The sequence below is a fragment of the Elongatibacter sediminis genome (assembly GCF_037892215.1).
Classification (GTDB): Bacteria; Pseudomonadota; Gammaproteobacteria; order Xanthomonadales; family SZUA-36; genus Elongatibacter; species Elongatibacter sediminis.
This window is the reverse complement of sequence record NZ_JAZHOG010000015.1, coordinates 17885-38804: the sequence shown is the minus strand read 5'-3', so window position 1 is coordinate 38804 and position 20920 is coordinate 17885. Positions and strand designations below refer to the sequence as shown.

19 protein-coding genes and 1 pseudogene are annotated in these 20920 nt (G+C 64.9%); 11 read left to right on the top strand and 9 right to left on the bottom strand.

Annotation, left to right across the window (positions count from 1 at the left end; translation table 11 throughout):
- Window positions 1-6: 6 nt before the first annotated feature.
- Genes rsmB through def form a run of 3 tightly spaced genes read right to left on the bottom strand, consistent with a single transcriptional unit; the run spans window position 7 to window position 2805 of the window.
- Window positions 7-1308 carry a 16S rRNA (cytosine(967)-C(5))-methyltransferase RsmB gene (gene rsmB, locus V3330_RS18135; protein ID WP_354696866.1) on the bottom strand — a complete coding sequence of 434 codons (1302 nt, stop codon included), beginning with the start codon at window positions 1306-1308 and terminating at the stop codon, window positions 7-9.
- A complete protein-coding gene (fmt, locus tag V3330_RS18130) occupies window positions 1305-2261 on the bottom strand; it encodes a methionyl-tRNA formyltransferase (RefSeq protein WP_354696865.1) in 957 nt (318 codons plus the stop codon). The genes rsmB and fmt overlap by 4 nt, the downstream gene beginning before the upstream one ends.
- A gap of 19 nt (window positions 2262-2280) precedes the next feature.
- Window positions 2281-2805 carry a peptide deformylase gene (gene def / locus V3330_RS18125; protein WP_354696864.1) on the bottom strand — a complete coding sequence of 175 codons (525 nt, stop codon included), beginning with the start codon at window positions 2803-2805 and terminating at the stop codon, window positions 2281-2283.
- A 193-nt stretch (window positions 2806-2998) separates the two neighbouring features.
- On the opposite strand from def, the gene V3330_RS18120 reads away from it, so the two are divergent.
- From V3330_RS18120 to hemF, 6 genes are all read left to right on the top strand, one after another.
- Complete coding sequence (locus tag V3330_RS18120) at window positions 2999-4111, top strand: LysM peptidoglycan-binding domain-containing protein (RefSeq protein WP_354696863.1); 1113 nt, start codon at window positions 2999-3001, stop codon at window positions 4109-4111.
- Window positions 4112-4225: 114 nt separating this feature from the next.
- Window positions 4226-5320 (top strand): DNA-processing protein DprA, encoded by a 1095-nt coding sequence (gene dprA / locus V3330_RS18115; RefSeq protein ID WP_354696862.1) that lies wholly within the window; start codon window positions 4226-4228, stop codon window positions 5318-5320.
- Window positions 5321-5797 (top strand): Smg family protein, encoded by a 477-nt coding sequence (locus tag V3330_RS18110; RefSeq protein WP_354696861.1) that lies wholly within the window; start codon window positions 5321-5323, stop codon window positions 5795-5797.
- 14 nt (window positions 5798-5811) lie between these two features.
- Window positions 5812-8316: a DNA topoisomerase I gene (locus tag V3330_RS18105; protein WP_435791842.1), complete on the top strand. Its 2505-nt coding sequence runs from the start codon at window positions 5812-5814 to the stop codon at window positions 8314-8316.
- 12 nt (window positions 8317-8328) lie between these two features.
- A complete protein-coding gene (gene tsaC / locus V3330_RS18100; RefSeq protein ID WP_354696860.1) occupies window positions 8329-8901 on the top strand; it encodes an L-threonylcarbamoyladenylate synthase type 1 TsaC in 573 nt (190 codons plus the stop codon).
- Window positions 8898-9908 (top strand): oxygen-dependent coproporphyrinogen oxidase, encoded by a 1011-nt coding sequence (gene hemF, locus V3330_RS18095; protein ID WP_354696859.1) that lies wholly within the window; start codon window positions 8898-8900, stop codon window positions 9906-9908. The genes tsaC and hemF overlap by 4 nt, the downstream gene beginning before the upstream one ends.
- On the opposite strand, the gene V3330_RS18090 is transcribed toward hemF, so the two are convergent.
- Genes V3330_RS18090 through polA form a run of 3 tightly spaced genes read right to left on the bottom strand, consistent with a single transcriptional unit; the run spans window position 9890 to window position 13987 of the window.
- Window positions 9890-10369: a Cif family virulence factor gene (locus V3330_RS18090; protein WP_354696858.1), complete on the bottom strand. Its 480-nt coding sequence runs from the start codon at window positions 10367-10369 to the stop codon at window positions 9890-9892. The genes hemF and V3330_RS18090 overlap by 19 nt on opposite strands.
- The gene (locus V3330_RS18085) at window positions 10366-11244 is read right to left on the bottom strand and encodes an SGNH/GDSL hydrolase family protein (protein WP_354696857.1); all 879 of its coding nucleotides are present in this window, start codon (window positions 11242-11244) and stop codon (window positions 10366-10368) included. Before V3330_RS18085 ends, V3330_RS18090 begins: the two co-directional genes overlap by 4 nt.
- A 58-nt stretch (window positions 11245-11302) precedes the next feature.
- Window positions 11303-13987 (bottom strand): DNA polymerase I, encoded by a 2685-nt coding sequence (gene polA / locus V3330_RS18080; RefSeq protein ID WP_354696915.1) that lies wholly within the window; start codon window positions 13985-13987, stop codon window positions 11303-11305.
- A 136-nt stretch (window positions 13988-14123) separates the two neighbouring features.
- On the opposite strand from polA, the gene V3330_RS18075 reads away from it, so the two are divergent.
- Together V3330_RS18075 and V3330_RS18070 are read left to right on the top strand one after the other, a co-directional pair.
- Entirely contained in the window at window positions 14124-14522 is a 399-nt protein-coding gene (locus V3330_RS18075) for a DUF2782 domain-containing protein (RefSeq protein WP_354696856.1), read from the top strand.
- A 4-nt stretch (window positions 14523-14526) separates the two neighbouring features.
- On the top strand, window positions 14527-15051 hold the full coding sequence (locus V3330_RS18070) for a TRAP transporter small permease subunit (RefSeq protein WP_354696855.1): 525 nt from the start codon (window positions 14527-14529) through the stop codon (window positions 15049-15051).
- Window positions 15052-15879: 828 nt separating this feature from the next.
- Here V3330_RS18070 and aroE read toward each other — a convergent pair.
- The 3 genes and pseudogenes from aroE to yihA all read right to left on the bottom strand — a co-directional run.
- On the bottom strand, window positions 15880-16725 hold the full coding sequence (gene aroE, locus V3330_RS18065; RefSeq protein WP_354696854.1) for a shikimate dehydrogenase: 846 nt from the start codon (window positions 16723-16725) through the stop codon (window positions 15880-15882).
- A complete protein-coding gene (hemB, locus tag V3330_RS18060; RefSeq protein ID WP_354696853.1) occupies window positions 16725-17720 on the bottom strand; it encodes a porphobilinogen synthase in 996 nt (331 codons plus the stop codon). The genes aroE and hemB overlap by 1 nt, the downstream gene beginning before the upstream one ends.
- Window positions 17721-17833: 113 nt before the next feature.
- A pseudogene (gene yihA / locus V3330_RS18055) lies at window positions 17834-18433 on the bottom strand (ribosome biogenesis GTP-binding protein YihA/YsxC); the annotation flags it as partial.
- A gap of 133 nt (window positions 18434-18566) precedes the next feature.
- On the opposite strand from yihA, the gene V3330_RS18050 reads away from it, so the two are divergent.
- The 3 genes from V3330_RS18050 (at window position 18567) to V3330_RS18040 (ending at window position 20919) form a co-directional block, all read left to right on the top strand.
- The gene (locus V3330_RS18050) at window positions 18567-19193 is read left to right on the top strand and encodes a c-type cytochrome (RefSeq protein WP_354696852.1); all 627 of its coding nucleotides are present in this window, start codon (window positions 18567-18569) and stop codon (window positions 19191-19193) included.
- 71 nt (window positions 19194-19264) lie between these two features.
- Window positions 19265-19987 carry a thiol:disulfide interchange protein DsbA/DsbL gene (locus V3330_RS18045; protein WP_354696851.1) on the top strand — a complete coding sequence of 241 codons (723 nt, stop codon included), beginning with the start codon at window positions 19265-19267 and terminating at the stop codon, window positions 19985-19987.
- An 89-nt stretch (window positions 19988-20076) separates the two neighbouring features.
- Window positions 20077-20919 (top strand): endonuclease/exonuclease/phosphatase family protein, encoded by an 843-nt coding sequence (locus tag V3330_RS18040; RefSeq protein WP_354696850.1) that lies wholly within the window; start codon window positions 20077-20079, stop codon window positions 20917-20919.
- The last annotated feature ends 1 nt before the right edge of the window (window position 20920 follow it).

The following is a 20920-nucleotide window of genomic DNA, read 5'->3' as shown; positions in this document are numbered from 1 at the left end:
GGCGGCTCAGGCTCCACGCTTGCGCAGCACCGCGTAATAAAAGCCATCCATGTCCGCTTCGCCGGGCAGTATCTGCCGACCATGAGGTTCGGCCCGGCCCCAGTCAACGGCCGGCGGTAGCTCTTCGGCATCACGGGTTTCCGCCAAAAAGCCCCTGATTTGATGGCTGTTTTCATCTTTGAATACGGAGCAGGTCGCGTACACAAGGATACCGCCGGGCGCCAACAGGGGCCACAGGCGCTGCAACAACCGGGCCTGCAGTTCCACCGCAGACCCGATTTGCCCGGCATCGCGGAGGTGACGGATTTCCGGGTGGCGGCGGATCACACCGCTGGCCGAACACGGCGCGTCGAGCAGAATTCGGTCAAAGGCCTCGCCGTCCCACCAGGCATCGGGTACGGCCGCGTCGGCCGCCAGCAGGGTGCATCGCAGCCGCAGCCGGTCGAGATTTTCCCGCACCTGTTCCAGGCGCCCGGGCTGCAGGTCCAGGGCCGTGAGAACGAGATTGGGATGGCGTTCCAGCAGGTGGGCGGTCTTGCCGCCGGGGGCGGCGCAGGCGTCCAGAACGCGCATGCCATCCTGTACGTCCAGCAGGCCGGCCGCGAACTGTGCAGCCGGATCCTGCACCGACAGGTGGCCCGCGGTGAAACCGGGCAGGTCCTGAACCGGGGCGGCAGGTTCCACCCTCAGCGCATCCGGCAGGTGCGGGTGGCGCACCACCGCGAAGCCAGCGGCCTCCAGCCCGGTGATCACATCTTCCAATGGTGGTCCCTGGCGGTTGTGGCGCAGCCACAGCGGCGGTTGCTGGTTGTTGGCGGTGACAATGGCCTCCCAGTCATTCGGCCACTCGGCCTGCAGGCGTCGCAGCAGCCACGACGGATGCGCCCACCGCTGGTCGCTTGCCTCCAGCCGCTGGAGCCAGTCGTCTTTTTCGCGCTGAAAGCGCCTGAGCACGGCATTGATCAGGCCGACGGCCCAGGGTTTGCCCAGCCGGCGCGCGCATTCGGCGGTTTCATGGATGGCGGCATGCTCGGCGGTGCGATCCTGCCACAGCTGGAACAGGCCGAGCAGCACCAGGCGGCGGATATCGCGGTCCTTGCGCCGTAGCGGGCGGCTGAGCAACTGGCCGGCCAGCCAGTCCAGGGCCGTGTACCAGCGCAGTACGCCGTAGGCCCAGTGACGAGCCTGCGCCCGCTCGCGCGGGTCGCCGCCGTCCAGGGCCGGGCTGTCACCGAGGAAGCGGTGTTCGTCCAGCACGTCGGCCAGCGCGCGCACTGCCGCGAGCCGGGCACCGCCGGAGCGCTTCATGCGGGCACGGCCAGGCGGTCGGGCGGGGTCCTGGCGTTGAGGTATTCAGCGGCACTGACCGGGCGGCCGCCGGGGCGCTGCAGGCGCCGCAGTACCAGAATGCCGTCGCCGGTGGCTACCGCGATACCGTCCGGACCGGCGTTCAGCACGGCGCCGGGTTCAGCCGCTTCCGCGGCATCCGAGCGAGCGGACGCGTCCCAGATGCGGGTGCGCTCGCCGCCGATGTCGCACCAGGCCACCGGCCAGGGATTGAAGGCACGCACCCGGCGCGCCAGGGTGGCGGCGGGTTCGCGCCAGTCGATACGGGCTTCGGCCTTGTCCAGTTTGCGCGCGTAGGTCACACCTTCCGCCGGCTGCGGCTCCGCTCGTGGACGCTCGCCCGCTGCGAGTTGATTCACCGCCTGCAGCAGCGCATCGGCACCGAGTTCGGCCAGCCGGTCGTGCAGACTGCCGCCGGTGTCGTCCGGGCCGATGGGGGTTTCCCGGCGCAGCAGCACGCCGCCGGTGTCCAGGCCTTCGTCCATTTGCATGATGCAGACGCCGCTGACCGCGTCGCCGGCCTCGATGGCGCGCTGAATCGGGGCGGCTCCGCGCCAGCGGGGCAGCAGTGAAGCGTGGATGTTCCAGCAGCCGTGACGGGGAATGGCCAGTACCTCGGCGGGCAGGATCAGACCGTAGGCCACCACGACCATCAGGTCGGGCCGGCACTGGTTCAGCCAGTCGGTGAATTCCTCGTTGCGAAGCGATGCGGGCTGATGCACCGCGATGCCAGCCTCCAGCGCGGCGTGCTTGACCGGACTGGCCTGCAGCTTGCGGCCACGTCCGGCCGGTCGATCGGGTTGGGTGAGCACGGCCAGCGGCTTCAGGCCATTTTCGATCAGGCGTTGGAGCGGAGGCACCGCGAAATCCGGGGTGCCCGCGAACACGATGCGCGGGGAAGCAGGCCTGGGCATGGAATCGGTGGGTGGCGTTTCAGAGAACCGCGGCGGCTTTTTTCTGCGCCTGGCGTTGCCGTTTTTCCAGTTTTTTGCGCACCATCTGCCGTTTCAGCGGTGACAGGTAGTCCACGAACAGCTTGCCGGCCAGATGGTCCATTTCGTGCTGCAGACAGACAGCGTGCAGCCCGTCCAGCGATTCTTCGAAGCTGCTGCCGTCGGCGCGGCAGGCGCGAATGTCAATGCGCTCGGCGCGTTGCACCTCGGCGTAAATGCCGGGTACCGACAGGCAACCTTCCTCGCTGATCTCGGTGCCGTGTTCGGCGACGATTTCCGGGTTGATGTACACCCGCAGGTCGTCGCGGGAATCGCTCACGTCCAGCACCAGCACGCGCCGGTGCACGTCGACCTGGGTCGCGGCGAGACCGATGCCGCTCTCGGCATACATCGTCTCGGTCATGTCCTCCACCAGTTTGCGCAGGCCTTCGTCGAAGCTGTCAACGGGTTCGGCCACCGTGCGCAAGCGCGGATCGGGGAATTCGAGAATTTCCAATATCGCCATATATTTACACGCGCTAAATAAAATTCAGGTGAACTTTTGTGCGGGTTTTATTATAGTAGCCAATGGCGGACCCCGTTCGCCAGTAAAGACTGACCGCATCTTACACAAATGGCTGGATGCCAACGAGAGAGGAAGGAACGTGATCAGGAAACTCATTCACCTCACTATTGCGGCGCTATTAACGGGAGTGGTAATGGCACAGGATGTGTCGGTGCGCTCCGATCATCCCGATCGCTACATTGTCGTCAAGGGCGACACCCTGTGGGACATTGCCGGACGATTTCTGGACAAGCCCTGGCAGTGGCCCGCGATCTGGCATGTCAACCCGCAAGTCGCAAATCCGCACCTCATTTATCCGGGCGATGAACTCTCGCTGGTGTATATCGATGGGGTCCCCCAGCTTCGGCTGAGCCGTGAAGATACGGTCAAACTGAGCCCGCAGGTCCGCGTTGTCAGTCGACAGGATCCGATCAACGCGATTCCGCTCGACTCCCTCGAGCCGTTTCTGCGTGAAGTCCGGGTACTTTCGCCCAGCGAATTCGAAGGCCTGCCCTACGTGCTGGCCAACGAAGAAAAGCGCATCACGGCGACCTACAGCGACCAGACCTACGCCCGCGGCCTGAAGGGCAACGTCGGTGACGAGTTCACCGTGATGCGCCTATACAGCATTTACGACCGGGTCGAGGAAGGCGCCGAGGTTCGGCGTGTGCTGCCGAAAGAACACTGGAAGCAGGTGCCCAACGTCAAGGACCGCAACGAGACGATGTGGAACGACACCCTGCCCTGGCAGCGGCGTCCGCAAAATCCCGTGGCTTACGAACTGATCGAGGTCAGCCGTGTGCGGATGGCGCAATCCGGGGAAATTTCCGTCCTGGATATTATCCGCGATCGTACAGAGGTTCGTGAGGGCGACTATATACTCCCGGTAGACAGTCGCGGGTACGACGCCACGTTTTATCCGCACGCGATGGATTCGGTGCCCGAGGGCATGCGCGTTCTCGCCACCAAGGACTCGCTCTACGGCGTCGGTCACTTCCAGATCGTCGCGCTGAGCGCGGGTTCGCGGCAGGGCGTGGAGTCCGGGCACGTCTTCTCGGTGTTCCGCCCCGGCGCCACCGTGGATGACCGAACCGGTTACCGCTATGGCAGTTTCGCCGAGGAGTCCCGGGTCGCCCTGCCGGACAGGTTCCACGGAATGGTGATGGTGTTCCGTACGTTCGACGACATCAGCTACGCCATGGTTATGTCCGGGGACCACCCGATTCGCGAATTCGACAAGCTGAAACACCCGGACGAACGCACCTGATCGCGTTCCCGCCGACATCGGCGCCGCCAGCGAGCGGCGCCCATCGATTACTGACGGGTCAAGGGGGTTGCTGCCACGCAGCGTAGTTGGACAATCGCACTTCGCGCTCCCCGCATGGGGGGCACGGAAATCCGCCGGCTGCTGGAATCCTTCGGCAGCATCGACCAAGCCGTCTCCGCGCGTCCCGCCGAACTGCGGCGCGCCGGCCTCGCAGACGAAACCATCGACGGTCTGCACCATCCCGACACAGCGCGGATCGACGCCGATCTGGAGTGGCTGGCGCGGCCGGGTCGTGATCTGCTGACCTGGGACGATCCGCGTTACCCGGCTCTGCTGCGGGAAACCTCCGGCCCGCCCCCGGGCCTGTGGACGGTCGGCAACGTGGACCTGCTGTGGCAGCCCCAGTTGGCGGTGGTCGGCAGCCGCAATCCGACCGCCGGCGGCCTGGAGAATGCCCGTGCGTTTGGCCGGGCGCTGGCGCGGGCCGGTTTCACGCTGACCAGCGGCATGGCGGCGGGCATCGACAGCGCCGCCCACCAGGCGGCGCTCGACGTTGGTGGCGGGACCGTGGCCGTGCTGGGAACTGGCCCGGACGTGGTTTACCCCGCGCAGAACCGCCGCCTGGCCGCACGCATCGCGGCGGACGGCGTGCTGGTCAGCGGCTTTCCGCCAGGCACCACCGCCCACCGGCGTCATTTTCCGGCGCGTAACCGCATCATCTCGGGCCTGAGCCTGGGCGTACTGGTGGTCGAGGCGGCACTGAACAGCGGGTCCCTGATTACCGCCCGGCTCGGCGCGGAGCAGGGGCGCGAGGTATTCGCGCTGCCGGGCTCCATTCACAATCCGCTGGCCAAAGGGTGTCACCGGCTCATCCGCGAAGGCGCCAAACTGGTGGAAACCGATGCCGAAATCCTGCAGGAACTGGCGCCCATGGCCGGTCGCCTGGCGGATTCGCTGCGGGCCGAGCTGAACACCCCTTCGACCGCCGGCCTTGAGTCCGAAGACGATGGCCCCAAAATCGGGGACGACCCGGAATACCGGAAGCTGTGGGACAGTCTCGGACACGACCCCCTGCCCATGGACACCATCATCCGCAGCAGCGGATTGACGGCGAAGGCCGTGTCGGCCATGCTGCTACTGCTTGAATTGAAAGGACAGGTCGAAGCGCATCCCGGTGGTGCCTTCAGCCGTAAGACAAGAGGTCGATAAATGAAAGAAAACGTGCTCGACGTGCTGATGTACCTGTTCGAGAACTACTTTTACGACGAACCCGACGAAGAGCCCGACCGAGAAAGCATGGAGGAAAGCCTGCATCTGGCCGGCTTCAGCAACGGTGAGATCGCAAAGGCGTTCCAGTGGCTCGACGGCCTGGCGGAGCAACGCTACCAGCCCGAGTTCGCCATCCGCACCGATCAGCCCATCCGTGTGTTCATCGACTCGGAAACCGAGCGACTGGATACCGACTGCCGCGACTTCCTCATTTACCTGTCCAATGTCGGCATCCTGGATCCGCAACGGCGGGAGTTGGTCATCGACCGCTTGTTGGCGCTGGAAAGTGACGAAATTTCGCTCGAGGACGTCAAGTGGGTCGTGCTGATGGTGCTGTTCAATCAGCCCGGACAGGAGGCCAATTACGCCTGGATGGAAGATCTGATGTTTGACACGCAGCAGGACTACCGACATTAATAATAAGGGCGCGCCTGCTTTCGTCCGCCGTTCGTCTCACTGAAACCCGAAATTCACTTGAGGGCAAACTCATCAAGCTCCTGATCGTAGAATCGCCTGCCAAGGCCACAACCATCAAGCGCTACCTCGGCGAGGACTTCGAGGTCCTGGCGTCGTACGGGCATGTCCGTGATCTGCCCTCGCGCGATGGCGCGGTGGACCCGGAGCAAAACTTCGCGATGACGTACGAGCTCAACGAGGGCAGCGAAAAACACGTCAACAACATCATTCGGGCCGCCAAGAAGGCCGACATGATCTATCTCGCGACGGACCTTGATCGCGAAGGCGAGGCCATTTCCTGGCACATTTATGAAATCCTGCGCGAACAGGGCCTCACCGAGACGACGCCGTTCCGCCGCGTGGAATTCTCCGAAATTACCCAGAAGGCCATTCGCGACGCCGTGGACAACCCCCGCGAGCTGTCGATGGATCTGGTCAACGCCCAGCAGGCGCGCCGCGCACTGGACCACCTGGTCGGCTTCAACCTGTCGCCGCTGTTGTGGAAGAAAATTCAGCCCGGCTTGTCGGCCGGACGGGTGCAGAGTCCGGCCTTGCGAATGATCGTCGAGCGCGAGCGCGAAATCGAAGCCTTCGAGCCGCAGGAATACTGGTCGGTAGAAGCCGACATGAATCACGACGAGCGCGACTTCATCTCGCGGCTGGTCACTCTGGACCAGGAACGCCTGAAGCAGTTCGACATCAACAATGCCGACCAGGCCGGCGGGGTGCGTGAGCGACTGCTTGCGGCCACCGGCGGCAAACTCGAAGTCAGCCGGGTCACGCGCAAGCAGCGCAAGCGCCGGCCGGCACCGCCGTTCATCACATCCACCCTGCAGCAGGACGCGTCACGCAAGCTACGGTTCACGGCGCAGCGCACCATGCGCACCGCGCAGGCCTTGTACGAGGGCGTGAGCATCGACGGGGTCAGCCAGGGGCTGATCACCTACATGCGTACCGACTCGGTTCACCTGTCCAACGACGCGCTGGCGGATCTGCGTGGCCAGATCCAGTCGATTTACGGCGACGATTACCTGCCGGACAAGCCGCTGGCCTACAAGACCAAGGCCAAAAACGCACAGGAGGCGCACGAGGCCATTCGCCCGACCTCCGCGGCCCTGAAACCAGGCGACCTGAAGTCCGTGCTCAGCGACGATCAGTTCCGGCTGTATGAGCTGATCTGGAAGCGCGCCATGGCGTGCCAGATGGCCAACGCGCTGATTGACACCGTGCAGGTGGAATTCGACGTCGACGACGCCACGTTCCGTGCCAACGGTTCCGTGGTGGCCTTCCCCGGTTTTCTCGCGGTGTACGAGGAGTCCACTTCCGAAGACGAGAAGAAGGCCGAGTCCAGCCTGCCCGACATGAACGAAGGCGACGTGGTGACCATCAAGGACATCCGCGCCGACCAGCACTTCACCGAGCCGCCTCCGCGTTTCTCGGAAGCCAGCCTGGTCAAGGCGCTGGAGGAATTCGGCATCGGCCGCCCGTCCACCTACGCCAGCATCATCCAGACCCTGGTGCGGCGGCGCTACGTGGAACTCGACCGGCGGCGGTTCATCCCCACCGATACGGGCCGCGTGGTCGCCCGGTTTCTCGAGTTGCACTTCCATCCCTACGTGGACTACGAGTTCACCGCGCGCATGGAAGACGAACTCGACGCCATCTCGCGCGGCGAGGAGGACTGGATTCCGCCGCTGAAGGAATTCTGGGATCCGTTCATCCGCCGGGTGAAGGAAAAAGAGGAAACGGTTTCACGCAAAGAGGCCAAGCTGACCCGGGTGCTGGGGACCGACCCCAAGTCCGGCCGCGAGGTTTCCGTGCGCCTGGGGCGTTTCGGGCCACACGCCCAGATTGGCACGGTCGAAGAGGAGGAAAAGCCCAAGTTCGCCGGGCTGCGGCCGGGCCAGCGCCTGGAAACCATCACCCTGGAAGAAGCGCTGGAGCTGTTCAAGCTGCCGCGCGATCTCGGCTTCACCCCCGAGGGGGAGGCGGTGTCCGCCAGCATCGGGCGCTTCGGACCCTACATCCGCTACGGCAACAAATTCGTCTCGCTCAAGGAGGCAGATCCGCACACGGTTCAGCTTTCCGAGGCACTGGAACTCATCGCCGCCAAGAAGCAGGCCGATCTGGACAAGATCATCCGCACCTGGGACGACTCCGACGTGCAGATCGTCAAGGGCCGCTGGGGGCCGTTCATCACCGACGGCAACAAGAACGCGCGCATGCCCAAGGACCGCGAGCCCGAAGACATGACCCTGGCGGAATGCGAGGAATTGCTGGCCGCTGCGCCCGACAAGAAATCCCGGCGCGGCCGCAAGAAAGCGGCTAAAAAGACCGCGGCCAGCAAGACGGCGAAGAAGAAAGCTTCAAAGAAAAAGGCGGCAAAGAAAAAGGCATCGAAAAAGAAGGCTTCCCGCAAGAAGACGGCGAAGAAGAAGGCGGCCGCGAAAACCGAGTCCGCTGACAGCCCATCCGCCTGAAGCCGAGCGGCCATGAACGCCTTGTCGCTTCTGGACCCCGGTCGGGCCGCCGCGTGTCTGCACGCCGGCGGCGTTATCGCCTATCCCACTGAAGCGGTGTACGGCCTGGGTTGCGACCCGGGCTGCGAAGCTGCCGTGCGGCGCATTCTCGCCGTGAAGCAGCGACGGGCCGAGGCCGGTCTGATCCTGATATCCGACCGGTACGAGCGCTTTCTGCCCTACGTGGGTGAGCTGCCCGACGGCGGGCTCGAGCGCACCCGAACCACCTGGCCGGGCCCCGTGACCTGGCTGTTCCCGAGACATCCGTCGGTTCCGGACTGGCTGGCCGGCAGCCACGACACCATCGCGCTGCGGGTCACTGCTCATCCGGAATGCCGCGCCCTGTGCGCGGCATTCGGCGGAGCGGTGGTGTCCACCAGTGCCAATCCGGCCGGTCAGGAACCGGCGCGCAGCGCCGGAGCGGTGGCGGATTATTTCGACGACGACATTGACGGCATTCTCGAGGGCGAGTTGGGCGGCCGCGCCGCGCCCAGCGAAATCCGCCGGCTCGACACCGGTGCCGTCGTGCGTGGAGGAAGCGCATGAAAGACACGGCTCCGCAGCGCATCGACCGGGTTCGGGATTACCTGCTCGGGCTGCAGGACCGGATCTGTACCGCGCTTGCGGCTGAAGACGGCGAGGCGGCGTTCGTGGAAGAGGTCTGGGAACCCGGGCCATCGTCCCCCACCGCACCGGAGACAGCCTCGCGACCGGCGAACGCGACAGGACTGGGTGGTGGCGGTCGCAGCCGGGTGCTCAAGCAGGGCCAGGTGTTCGAGCAGGCCGGCGTGAACTTTTCTCATGTACGCGGTGAGCGCCTGCCCGCGGCGGCCACCGCGGCGCGGCCGGAACTGGCCGATCGCCGCTTTCAGGCCCTGGGCGTTTCACTGGTGGTGCACCCCCGCAATCCCCACGTCCCGACCAGTCACGCCAATGTCCGGTTTTTCGTGGCTGAGAAAGACGGAGCCGATCCGGTGTGGTGGTTCGGCGGTGGCTACGACCTGACGCCGTTCTACCCGGTGCACGAAGATGTGGTCGCCTGGCACCGGACGGCCCGGGACGCCTGCGCGCCGTTCGGCGATGACGTGTACCCGCGCTACAAGGAATGGTGCGACCGCTATTTTCATCTCAAGCATCGCGGTGAAACCCGCGGAGTCGGCGGACTGTTCTTCGACGACCTGAACGAATGGGGCTTCGAGCGCTGCTTCGATTTCCAGCGCGCGGTGGGCGATTCCTACCTCGAGGCTTACCGGCCCATCGTGCAGCGGCGCAAGAAACAGCCGTGGACGGACGCGGAGCGATCGTTTCAGCTGTACCGCCGCGGGCGCTACGTGGAATTCAACCTGGTCTACGACCGCGGCACCCTGTTCGGGCTGCAGTCCGGCGGGCGTACCGAATCCATTCTGATGTCGCTGCCGCCATTGGTGCGCTGGGAATACAACTGGCAGCCGCCGCCGGGCAGCGCCGAAGCCCGGTTGTACGACGAGTACCTGGTGCCGCGCGACTGGCTGGACGAAGAATCCGCGGCCGGGGCTCAGGACGCGGGCCGGTAAGCGTGCGGAATGGGGTTCGACCCGGTGGCGTTGTCCCAGAACACCGTGACGATCCACCAGCGCCCGTCCTTGCGCAGCAACTGGATGCTGTTGATGCCGGTCATCCAGGCCGGGCCCTCCGGCTCGCGGCGGCACTCGTAGGTGCTGAAAGCCTGCACGATGTTGCCGAAGCGGTCCATGCGCCGCGCCACTTCCACCTCGTAGAAGTCCTGGTCGCGGAACAGCGGACGGGCTCCCTCGATCCAGGCCTCGATGTCCAGCACCCGCAGTCCTTCTTCGCCGTTGGCCCGCACTCCGGTGGGAATCAGCCGCGCACCGTCCAGGTAGAGGTTGCGGATGCGGTCCCAGTCGCGCTCGCCGCCCTGGCCCGATATCGCGTCGTACATCGCCGTGATGATGGCGTCCGGCGACGTCGTGTCGGCTTCGCGGGCGGTGGCGCGGATTGAGTTCTTCTCGCTCATGAACGGATGCTCCTGTTGCGGGTGTCATCGGATGGCATCAGCGGAGTGAGCCGCTGTGCCAGCGCCTCTGCCCAGGCCGCGTAGCCTTCCGTGGACGGGTGGAAGCCGTCGGCGCAGAACGCCGGGTTTTCAGGGTCCACCCGGGTTTCAACATGCAGCATGCCGGGCCGGGGCGAGACTGCAGTGGCGAGCAAGCGGTCGAGTTGCCGCGCGCGCAGGCCGAGACAATACTTCAGCGGCTGGGGCGGTAACGGGAAATGTTCCATTTCCGGCAGGCCTGCGAAAACGATTACGGCCCGCGGCCAGCGCCGGCGCAGCCGGTCGGCCAGTTCCGTGATGGCGCGGCTCCAGTGGCGGAGCCGGGTCAGTCCGGTCACGTCGTTGACCCCGATCGAGACCAGCACCACATCGGGCGGTGCGCCGGACTCTTCCCACCACTCCGCCCCCGCGGCCGTGACGCCGCCGGTGACCCGAAGCAGCAGATCGGCGACCGAATCGCCACTGCGGCCCGAGGCGGCCCATTCGACAGATCGACCGGTGGTCGCGGCCAGTGCCTTGGCCAGGCAGGACGCCAGGGTTCCGCGCCACGCGGTCGCACCGATGCCGGCCGCGATCGAGTCGCCCACCACGAGCAGGCGCAGCGCGGTGGCCCGGGGCCGGGCATCGCCTGGTTCGCTGTCTGCCACCACGGCTACGGCGTTGCCGGGTTCCGGTCGCGCCGTGCCGCTGCCGATTCCGGGCGGGGGCGGCAGTTGCAGTGCCCGGCGGCGTACGCCCAGTCCCTGTATGGCCGCCAGCGGCAGCGAGGTCCAGAACAGGAGCCTGGCCGCGCGGCCGCTCTGGACTCCGGACCGATTGCGCCGCGCCTGGTTCATCCGGAACCGGTTTGAATGCGAGCGAGACGTTGACCGGCCAGCGGACTTGCCGCAGGGCTCAATGCGCTGTATCCCAGTCCGGGCCGTGGCCGGTATCGACCACCAGCGGCACCTTCAGGTCGGCGGCCGATTCCATGCGGGCGTTGACGGCTTCGACCAGGGTCTCCAGCCGGTCCTCAGGTACTTCGAAAACCAGTTCATCGTGTACCTGCATGACGAGGTGGGCCTCGGGCATTTCGTCCTGCAGCCAGGCATCCACCGTGATCATGGCGCGCTTGATGATGTCCGCCGCGGTGCCCTGCATCGGCGCGTTGATGGCCGCCCGCTCGGCACCCTGGCGGCGCTGCATGTTACTGGCCTTGATATCGGGCAGGTACAGCCGGCGACCGAACAGGGTTTCGACGTAGCCCTGCTCGCGCGCCTGCTCGCGGGTTTCGTCCATGAAGGCTTTCACGCCGGGGTAGCGCAGGAAATAGGTGTCCATGTAGGCCTGGGCCTCGGCCCGGCCGATATTGAGCTGCCGCGCCAGCCCGAAGGCGGACATGCCGTACATCAGGCCGAAATTGATCGCCTTGGCCGCGCGTCGCTGATCGCCGTCGACTTTTTCATAGTCCGTGTCGAACACTTCGCCGGCCGTCGCCCGGTGAACATCGACACCGTCGTGGAAGGCTCGCAGCAAGCCCTCGTCGCCCGACAGGTGGGCCATGATGCGCAGTTCGATCTGCGAGTAGTCGCAGGCCACGATCAGGCAGCCTTCCGGCGCGACGAAGGCCTGGCGGATGCGCCGGCCCAGCGGGGTGCGGATGGGAATGTTCTGCAGGTTGGGGTCGGACGAGGACAAGCGGCCGGTGGCCGCCACGGCCTGGTGATAGGAGGTGTGCACCCGCCCGGTCCGGGGATTGATATCCTCGGGCAGTTTGTCGGTGTAGGTCGACTTCAGTTTGGACAGCGAGCGGTACTCCAGGATCAGGCTGGGCAGCGCGTATTCGTGCGCCAGTTCCTGCAGCACGTCCTCGGCGGTCGACGGCTGGCCCTTGGGTGTTTTGCGGATCACCGGCAGACCCTGCTGTTCGAACAGGATTTTCTGCAGCTGCATCGGCGAGCCCAGGTTGAACGGGCCGCCGGCCTCTTTGTGCGCTTCTTTTTCCAGCCTGGCGATCTGCGTGGCCAGTTCCCGGCTCTGCTCGGCCAGCCGCTCGCCGTCCAGCAGCACGCCGCGTTGCTCCATGCGGGCCAGCACCGGGATCAGCGGCACCTCGATGTCCGTCAGTACCTTCGCCAGCGACGGCTCGGCCTGCAGCTTCGGCCACAGGTGCTGGTGCAACTGCAGGGTGATGTCGGCGTCTTCCGCGGCATAGTGGCTGGCGTCGTCCACCGGCACTTCACTGAACAGAATCTGTTTCGCGCCCTTGCCGGCGATGTCCTCGTAATGCACGGTCTGGCGTCCCAGGTACTTGAGCGCCAGCGAGTCCATGTCGTGCCGGCTGCCGGTGCTGTTGAACACGTAGGACTCAAGCATGGTGTCGAAGGCCACACCGCTCACCTCGATGCCGTAATTCGACAGTACATTCATGTCGTACTTGATGTGTTGCCCCACCTTGGCGCTGGATTCGTTTTCCAGCACCGGCTTGAGGCGTTCGAGCACCCAGTCGCGGTCGAGTTGTTCCGGCGCACCCGCGTACTCGTGGGCGACCGGGATGTACCAGGCCTGGCCAGGCTCGATCGAAAAACTCAGGCCCACCAGTTCGGCCCGCATCGGGTTCAGGCTGGTGGTTTCGGTGTCGAAGGCGATGAGGTCGGCGGATTCCAGGCGCTGGACCAGCTCGTCCAGGGATTTCTCGTCGAATACCGTGGTGTAGTCCGCCGGTACGCTGTCGGCTGCTTTTTCCCCGCCGCCCAGTTCCTTGAGCCAGGTATTGAACTCAAAGCGCTTCAGCGCCTCGCGCAGACCTTCTTCATCCATCGCTTGTCGCTTCAGGTCATCGGGCCCGATCTCCAGTTCCACGTCGCGGCGGATGCGGGTCAGTTCGCGCGATAACGGCAAGGTCTCCAGCGCCGCGCGGAGGTTCTCGCCGATTTTGCCCTTGATCTCGTCCGCGTGTTCCATCACCGCGTCCAGGGTGTCATAGGCGTCGAGCCACTTGGCAGCGGTCTTCGGGCCGCATTTGGGCACCCCGGGAATGTTGTCGGAGGTGTCACCCGTCAGTGCCAGAAAATCGACGATCTGGTCCGGCCGCACACCGAACTTGTCCGCCACCCCGTTCGCGTCCATGCGGGTTTCGGTCATCGTGTTGACCAGCTCGGTGTGATCGTTGACGAGCTGCGCCATGTCCTTGTCGCCGGTCGATACCACGCACTTCATGCCGGCTTCCTCGGCCTGGCGCGCCAGGGTGCCGATCACGTCGTCCGCTTCCACGCCTTCCACCTGCACCAGGGGCAGGCCGAGCAGCCGCACAAAGTCGTGAATGGGCTCGATCTGGCTGGAAAGATCCGCCGGCATGGGCGGCCGATTGGCCTTGTATTCCGCGTACATCTCGTGGCGAAAGGTCGGCCCCTTGGCGTCGAACACGACGGCGACCCATTGCGGGTCGTCCTCGTTGATCAATCGCCGCAGCATATTGGCTACGCCGAGCAGGGCGCCGGTGGGCTGGCCGCTGCTGTTGGTCAGGTTGGGCAGGGCGTGAAAGGCCCGGTACAAATAGGACGAGCCGTCGACGAGGTAGAGCACGGGTGCCTGGGTCATGATGTCGTTGCGATGCTTCCTGGCCACGGACGGTCTGATATCATGAGAGTCAACAAACCGGGCGCGGCAATTCGGGTTGTGGGGTTCCTGAACGAACCGTTGAATGCCCAGTCTAACTTACAAGGAGGCGTGTGAAATGAACCAGAAGACATGGATGGCCATGTGTTCGTGCAAGGTCATCCTGAACGGGCTCGCAGGACTGCTGGTGCTGGCGCTGTGGTCACTCCCGGCAGCCGCCCAGGAGGACCTGGAGCGTCCGCCGGAAATTCCGGCCATCGACGCCCCGGAACAGCCGCTGCCGCCCAAGGTGCAGGATGAGCAGATTGAGCCCACGGTCACGATCCGCGAGGAAGAGGACCAGCGGGTCGAGGAATACCGCTACAACGGCCGCGTCTACATGGTGAAGGTCACGCCCAGCGTCGGCCCGGCGTACTACTACGTGGATACCGACGGTGATGGCAATCTGGAGACCTCGCCTGACTACGGACTCGAACCGGTGAAGCCGATTCACTGGAAGATCAAGGAGTGGGATTGATCCCATGAGTTCCGGCAGCGACGCGACATCCGTCTCGCCGACCTGGCCGGAAGTTTTCATCGCCTGGATCGGCCGCACCGTGGCGTGGCTGGGGCTGCTCATGGTGCTGCTCAGTTTCACGGTGGTGGTGCTGCGTTACGGTTTCAATCTCGGTTGGATCTGGATGCAGGAGACGGTCACGTATCTGCACGCCACCATCTTCATGCTGGCCGCGGCCTGGGCTCTTCAGACCAATGACCACGTACGCGTCGATATTTTTTACCGCGAACGTTCCCCGCGTCAGAAGGCCTGGGTCAATGCCATCGGCACGCTGCTGTTCCTGGTGCCGGTCTGTGTGTTCCTGCTGATCAAGGCCGGTCCGTACGTCGCCACCGCCTGGTCGATTCGCGAGTCGTCGAAGGAAGCCTCGGGCCTGCCCTGGGTCTACCTGCTCAAAACGTTGCTCCTGCTGCTACCGGCTTTGTTGCTCATCCAGGCCGGAAACGGTCTGTACCGAAATTACCAAACCCTCCGGGGCAAGAACGCCTGACCCGCACCCCAGTCTCCAACTGACCCGCACGACTCAACCAATGCTTATTCATGAGCAACCCTGTTCGTTAAATGCCAACTCAACGCGCATTTACACACGTCGCAACGCAACAAATCGATTCACTCGTTGCGTCAAATGAGGTACCGACTATCCTCGAATCGTTAAGCGCTGCGGTTCATTCTCCTTTGGCTCTGGCGAAATAGCCTGGAGACCTTGCGGGTTTCGCGTTAGTTCAAATTCGCTTATCTGGAAGGTTTTTGGATAACCGTGCCCTCGAGCAGGCAGGTGCTGCGGCACATTCCCCTCGGGGGACGGTGCAAGTACTTCCCTGTAACCTTCGCGCCGCCGTCCTGGCGGCGAGACCCCTGAGGGGAACGCGCCGCATCACCTGCCTGGGCAGATGTGGACCTGAGCGGTGGCTCTCCTCAACCCCGTACCGCTACTACGGCGCTCAAATTCACTTCTGCCTTTCTGTTCGCCCCGCCAACGTCGCTGCAGCCCAGCCGGGTGATGTGACATGCCCCTTCCAGGACTGTCGAAAACAGGACGTTTTCGATCAAGGCCCCAGGGACGGGTTTATGCCGGGTCCTGGAAGGGGCATGTCACAGCGCGCGGCGGACCTCAGTGGCACCCAGCCCCAGATTTTCATGGGGCAAAGACTAACTTCCGAGCGAAAAAGCAGGGATCGAGCCCGGGGGCCATGTGTTCTGTAAGGGGTATGTCACGGCGCGCGGTGGCCTGGCCACTTGCGGCACTTGACGCCACAAAACGTTGAGTTGACGGTGGTGGTTGCCCCAGCTGCTGCCGTACCTGTGATGACAGTGCAACTCAGCTGCCAGGCGTGCCAACTTTTGAGCGAAGGGCTTTGAGTACGGTTCTGCAATCCGGCGTGTGCCCGGTCCAGAGCGCAAACGAGAGGCCGGCCTGCTCGACCAGCATGCCCAGACCATCGGCGTGCATGACTTCGTGATCGGCACACCAGCGGGCCAGGGCGGAGGAAGCCGCGCCGTAATTCAAGTCGTAGCACAGGGCGCCGGGGGCGAACAGGTCGGGAGTGAGCTGGGGGCCCTTGCCGGCATGACCGGCCGAGGTGGACTGGATGACCAGATCGTAGGGTGCCGCTGGCGCTTCATCCGGTGACAGGGCTTCGGCCAGGCCACTCCAGCGCACGGTGCCGAGGTCGGCGTGGTGTTCGGCCAGCGAGCGGGCCCGTTCCGGCGTGCGATTGGCGATGTGCACCGCGGTGGCGCCGGCTTGCAGCAGCGGTCCCAGTACGCCGGCCGCCGCGCCGCCCGCGCCGAGAAGCAGAATCCGCCGGTCCGCGGGGCCGCCCGGAAGCAGACGCTTGAGGTCGCGTACCAGGCCGCGGCCGTCGGTGTTGTCGGCGAACCAGTTGGAGAAGGACTCGAACACCAGGGTATTGGCGGCCCGGGCGCGATCAGCCTCGTCGCTGCTGCGGCCGGCGGCTTCCCAGGCGAGGGTCTTCAACGGGAGGGTGATGTTGCAGCCGGTGGCACCGGCCTTCGCGAAAGCGCCCAGCGCATCGGGAAACGACTCCGGCGCCGCGTCGATGGCGTCGTATTGCAGATCCAGGCCGAACTGGGCCGCGAAGCTCCGATGAATTTCGGGAGACAGGGAATGGCTGACCGGATGGCCGAACACGGCCAGTTTCATCAGCCCTGGTCCTGCAGCCACTGGGCAGCCTGGGGCGCGTAGTAGGTGAGAATGCCGTCGGCGCCGGCGCGGCGGATGCCGGTCAGCGCTTCCAGCACTACCTGTTTCTCGTCCAGCCAGCCGTTCTGGGCCGCGGCTTTCAGCATCGCGTACTCGCCGGACACCTGGTAGGCGAAGGTGGGCACGCCAAAGCGGTCGCGCACGCGGCGAACGATGTCCAGGTACGGCATGGCCGGCTTGATCATGACCATGTCGGCGCCCTCTTCGAGGTCCAGACCGACCTCCCGCAGGGCCTCGTCGGTGTTGGCCGGGTCCATCTGGTAGGAGTATTTGTTGCCGCCGGCGAGATTGCCCGCCGAGCCCACCGCGTCGCGGAAGGGACCGTAGAAACCGGAGGCGTACTTCGCGCTGTAGGCGAGAATCCGGGTGTTGGGAAAGCCTTCGGTTTCAAGGGCCTGGCGGATCAGGCCAATGCGTCCGTCCATCATGTCCGACGGGGCCACCACGTCGGCGCCGGCCTCGGCATGGGACAGCGCCTGCTTGACCAGCACGTCCACCGTCGCGTCGTTCATCACGTAACCGGTGTCGTCGATCAGGCCGTCCTGCCCGTGCGTGGTGAACGGGTCCAGCGCCACGTCGGTGATCACGCCGAAGTCCGGCAGCTGATCCTTGAGCGCCGCCACGGCCCGCTGCGCCAGGCCTTCGGGATTCCAGGCCTCGCGTGCGTCCTCGGATTTGAACTCTGCCGGCACCACGGGAAACAGGGCGATTGCGGGAATGCCCAGGTCCTGCGCGCGCCGTGCCGCGGGCAACAGGCGGTCGATGGTCATGCGCTCCACTTCCGGCATCGACGGCACCGGTTCGACCGCGTCATCACCTTCGAGCACGAACACGGGCCAGATCAGGTCGTCCGGGCTGAGCCGGGTTTCACGGACCAGCCGGCGGCTGAATTCGTCGGCGCGCAGGCGCCTCGGGCGGGTGGCGGGAAAACTCATGCCTTGTCTCCTGCCGGGCTGTCATCCGGCGTCTCTGCGTCGATTTTATCGTGCCGGGACCGTGTTCGGGAATCGCGGTCCCCGTTGGCTTCTGCGTCGGGTTCGGGAGCGTAGCCGTACCAGGGTGCGAGGTGCCGGGCCAGTTCGGTTACGCCGTCGCGTTTGCGTGCTGAAAACAGTTGCGCCGTGACCCCGGGCGGCACCTCGCGCCGCACTTTCAGCAACGCCGACTGGGCTGGTCCGCGCTTGAGCTTGTCGGCCTTGGTCAGCACCGCATGCGCCGGTACGCCGTGATGCACGCACCAGTCCAGCATCTGCCGGTCGAATTCGCTCAGCGGACGGCGCACGTCCATCAGCAGCACCAGGCCGCGCAGGGAGCGGCGGCTGCTGAAATAGGCATCGATGGTTTCGCGCCAGTGGCGGCGCAGTGCTTCGGGCACCTTGGCGAAGCCGTAGCCTGGCAGGTCGACGATACGCCGATCATCGTCCAGCTGGAAATAAACGAGTTGCTGGGTGCGGCCCGGCGTCTTGCTGGTGCGCGCGAGGGCGTTCTGTCCGGTCAAGGCATTGATCGCGCTGGATTTTCCGGAATTGGACCGTCCCACGAAAGCGACCTCTCGGCCTTCGTCCGGCGGCAGATCACGCAGATTGTGCGCACTGCGCAGGTAATGGGCGGCTCGGTAGGGTGCCTGCAGTCGGCTTGCGGAAGTCATCTGGGGGTCCGGTTGGCTGGAACGTCGCGGGCGAAACCGCGATAATGACGCCCCATTATAATGCTCGCTGCCCAAAAGGGTGGTACCGCGCATCTGGCGCATTTCCGAAACGGATTACTCGGGAGAACGATTTATGAACGCATGCGTACGCGCCGCGGCTTGCCTGCTGATCGGCTTCAGCCTGCACGCCGTGGCCGACGGTGACGCCGCCGCAGGCCAGGGCAAGGCCGCCATCTGTGCCGCCTGTCATGGCGCCGATGGCAACAGTGCCGTGCCGCAGTGGCCCAAGATCGCCGGCCAGCACGAAGACTATTTGTTGCGCCAGCAGTTGCTGATCAAGTCCGGAGCGCGGCCGGTGCCTGAAATGGTCGGCATCGTCGCCGGCCTGAACGAACAGGACATGGCCGATCTGGCCGCCTGGTTCTCGGAACAGGAACCGCAGGACGCGGTTGCCGACGAGGCGCTGGTCGAGGCCGGGCGTTCGTTGTGGCGCGCCGGTAATGCCGAATCCGGCGTTCCTGCCTGCATGGCCTGTCATGGTCCGGCGGGTGAAGGCAATCCGCTGGCCGGTTACCCGCGGCTGGCGGGGCAGCACGCGGTGTATACGGCCAGTATGCTGACCCGCTTCCGCAGTGGCGAAAACTGGGGTCCGAAGGACGCCAACAGCCACGTGATGAACGGTGCGGCCAGCGAACTCACCGACGAAGAAATCGAGGCGGTCTCCAGCTACATTCAGGGGTTGCACCTGACCCTCGAGTGAACCGTTGCCGCATACCGTGGTCTGTATTGGGCCAGGAGTGGTAACAGAACCGACGACCCAGGAGTCTTGCAATGCGAAATGGAGTGATCCGTCTGCCCGTGCTGTCCGGCCTGCTTTTGTTGATCAGCGGTGCCGTGTTCGGCCAGTCGCCTTCGGGGACGTACCAGGAAGGCATTCACTATTCCGTGATCCCGGATGCCACGGTCAAGTCCGACGGTCCGGTCGAAGTGGTTGAGGCGTTCAGCTATTTGTGCACTCACTGCGCCACGTTCGAGCCCTACGTGCAGAGCTGGAAGAAACGGCTGCCCGAGCACGTCGAATTCAAGCGAATCCCGGTGGTGTTCGGCCGCAGTTCCTGGGAGCTGTACGCGCGCGCTTACGCGACCGCGGAAATGATGGGAATCGCCGATGAATCTCATCCCGCCATGATGGACAAGCTGTGGAAAGAGCGCGACGTGATGCGCGACATGGACGCGCTGGGCGACTTTTATGCTGAATTCGGGGCCGATCCGGCCGAGTTCAAAGCCATGTCCGAATCGTTCGCGGTGGACGCGAAGATGCGGCGTGACCAACGCCGGGTTCAAAACGCCGGCGTGCGCGGCACACCCAGCCTGATCGTGAACGGCAAGTACCTGGTGGCCGGCAATGCGGCGGTGGCCAATTTCGACGTCATGCTCGATGTCGTCGACTACCTCGTCGCCACCGAAGCGGCGGCGATGGGTGCGACCGCCGAAGCCAGTGCCGAAGGTGCCGAACCCGAGCTTGCCGAAGCCGAGGCAGTGGCCGCGGACTGAACCCCGAACGCCGCCGATCGCGGTTTTCCCGGCCCGGTATCCGGCCCGGCGCAGCGTAGCGCCGGACCGGACTGCGGTATCATCCCAAAGTGCACTTCGTACCGCCATCCGCCGACGAGCCGCAGAAACTGCGTCTGCTCAGCTTTAACATTCAGGCTGGAACGTCCACCTCACGCTATCACCACTACGTGACCCATAGCTGGAGGCAGATACTGCCGCACTCCCGGCGAACCGAAAATCTCGATGCCATCTCCGACCTGGTTGCCCGTTACGACATGGTGGCCTTGCAGGAAGCGGACTCGGGCAGCCTGCGTTCCGGGTTCATCAACCAGTCGCGCTACCTGGCCACCCATGCCGGGATGCCGTTCTGGTGCCATCAGTCGAACCGGCGGGTGGGCACCGTGGCCTACGCGGGCAATGGATTCCTGAGCCGCTTCGAACCCGACTCGGTGGATGAATTCCGTCTGCCGGGGGCCATTCCGGGGCGCGGATCCCTGGTGATCCGGTTTGGCGCCGGTGAGGATGCCCTGGTGGTGGCGGTGGTTCATCTGGCGCTTGGCAAGCGGGCTCGGCGGCAGCAACTCGAGTTTCTGACCCGCCAGTTCGACGGCCATTCCAACCTCGTGGTCATGGGGGATCTCAATGCCCAGACCCACAGTCGGGAAATCAGTGCGTTCTGCGCCGCGCTGTATCTTGAAGCACCGACGCGCAGCCTCGCCAGCTATCCCTCCTGGCAGCCGCAAAGGGCCATCGACCACATTCTGCTCAGCCGTTCCCTGCCGTCTGCTTCGGCCGCGGTACTGGATGTCGATTATTCCGACCACTGCCCGGTGGAAGTCGAGGTGGCGCTGCCGGCGGATGTCAGGCTGAGGCCCGCTCTGCGACCGGTGGTCAGTGTTCGCGCGCGCGCGGGTGGCGACGAAGACGACTAGC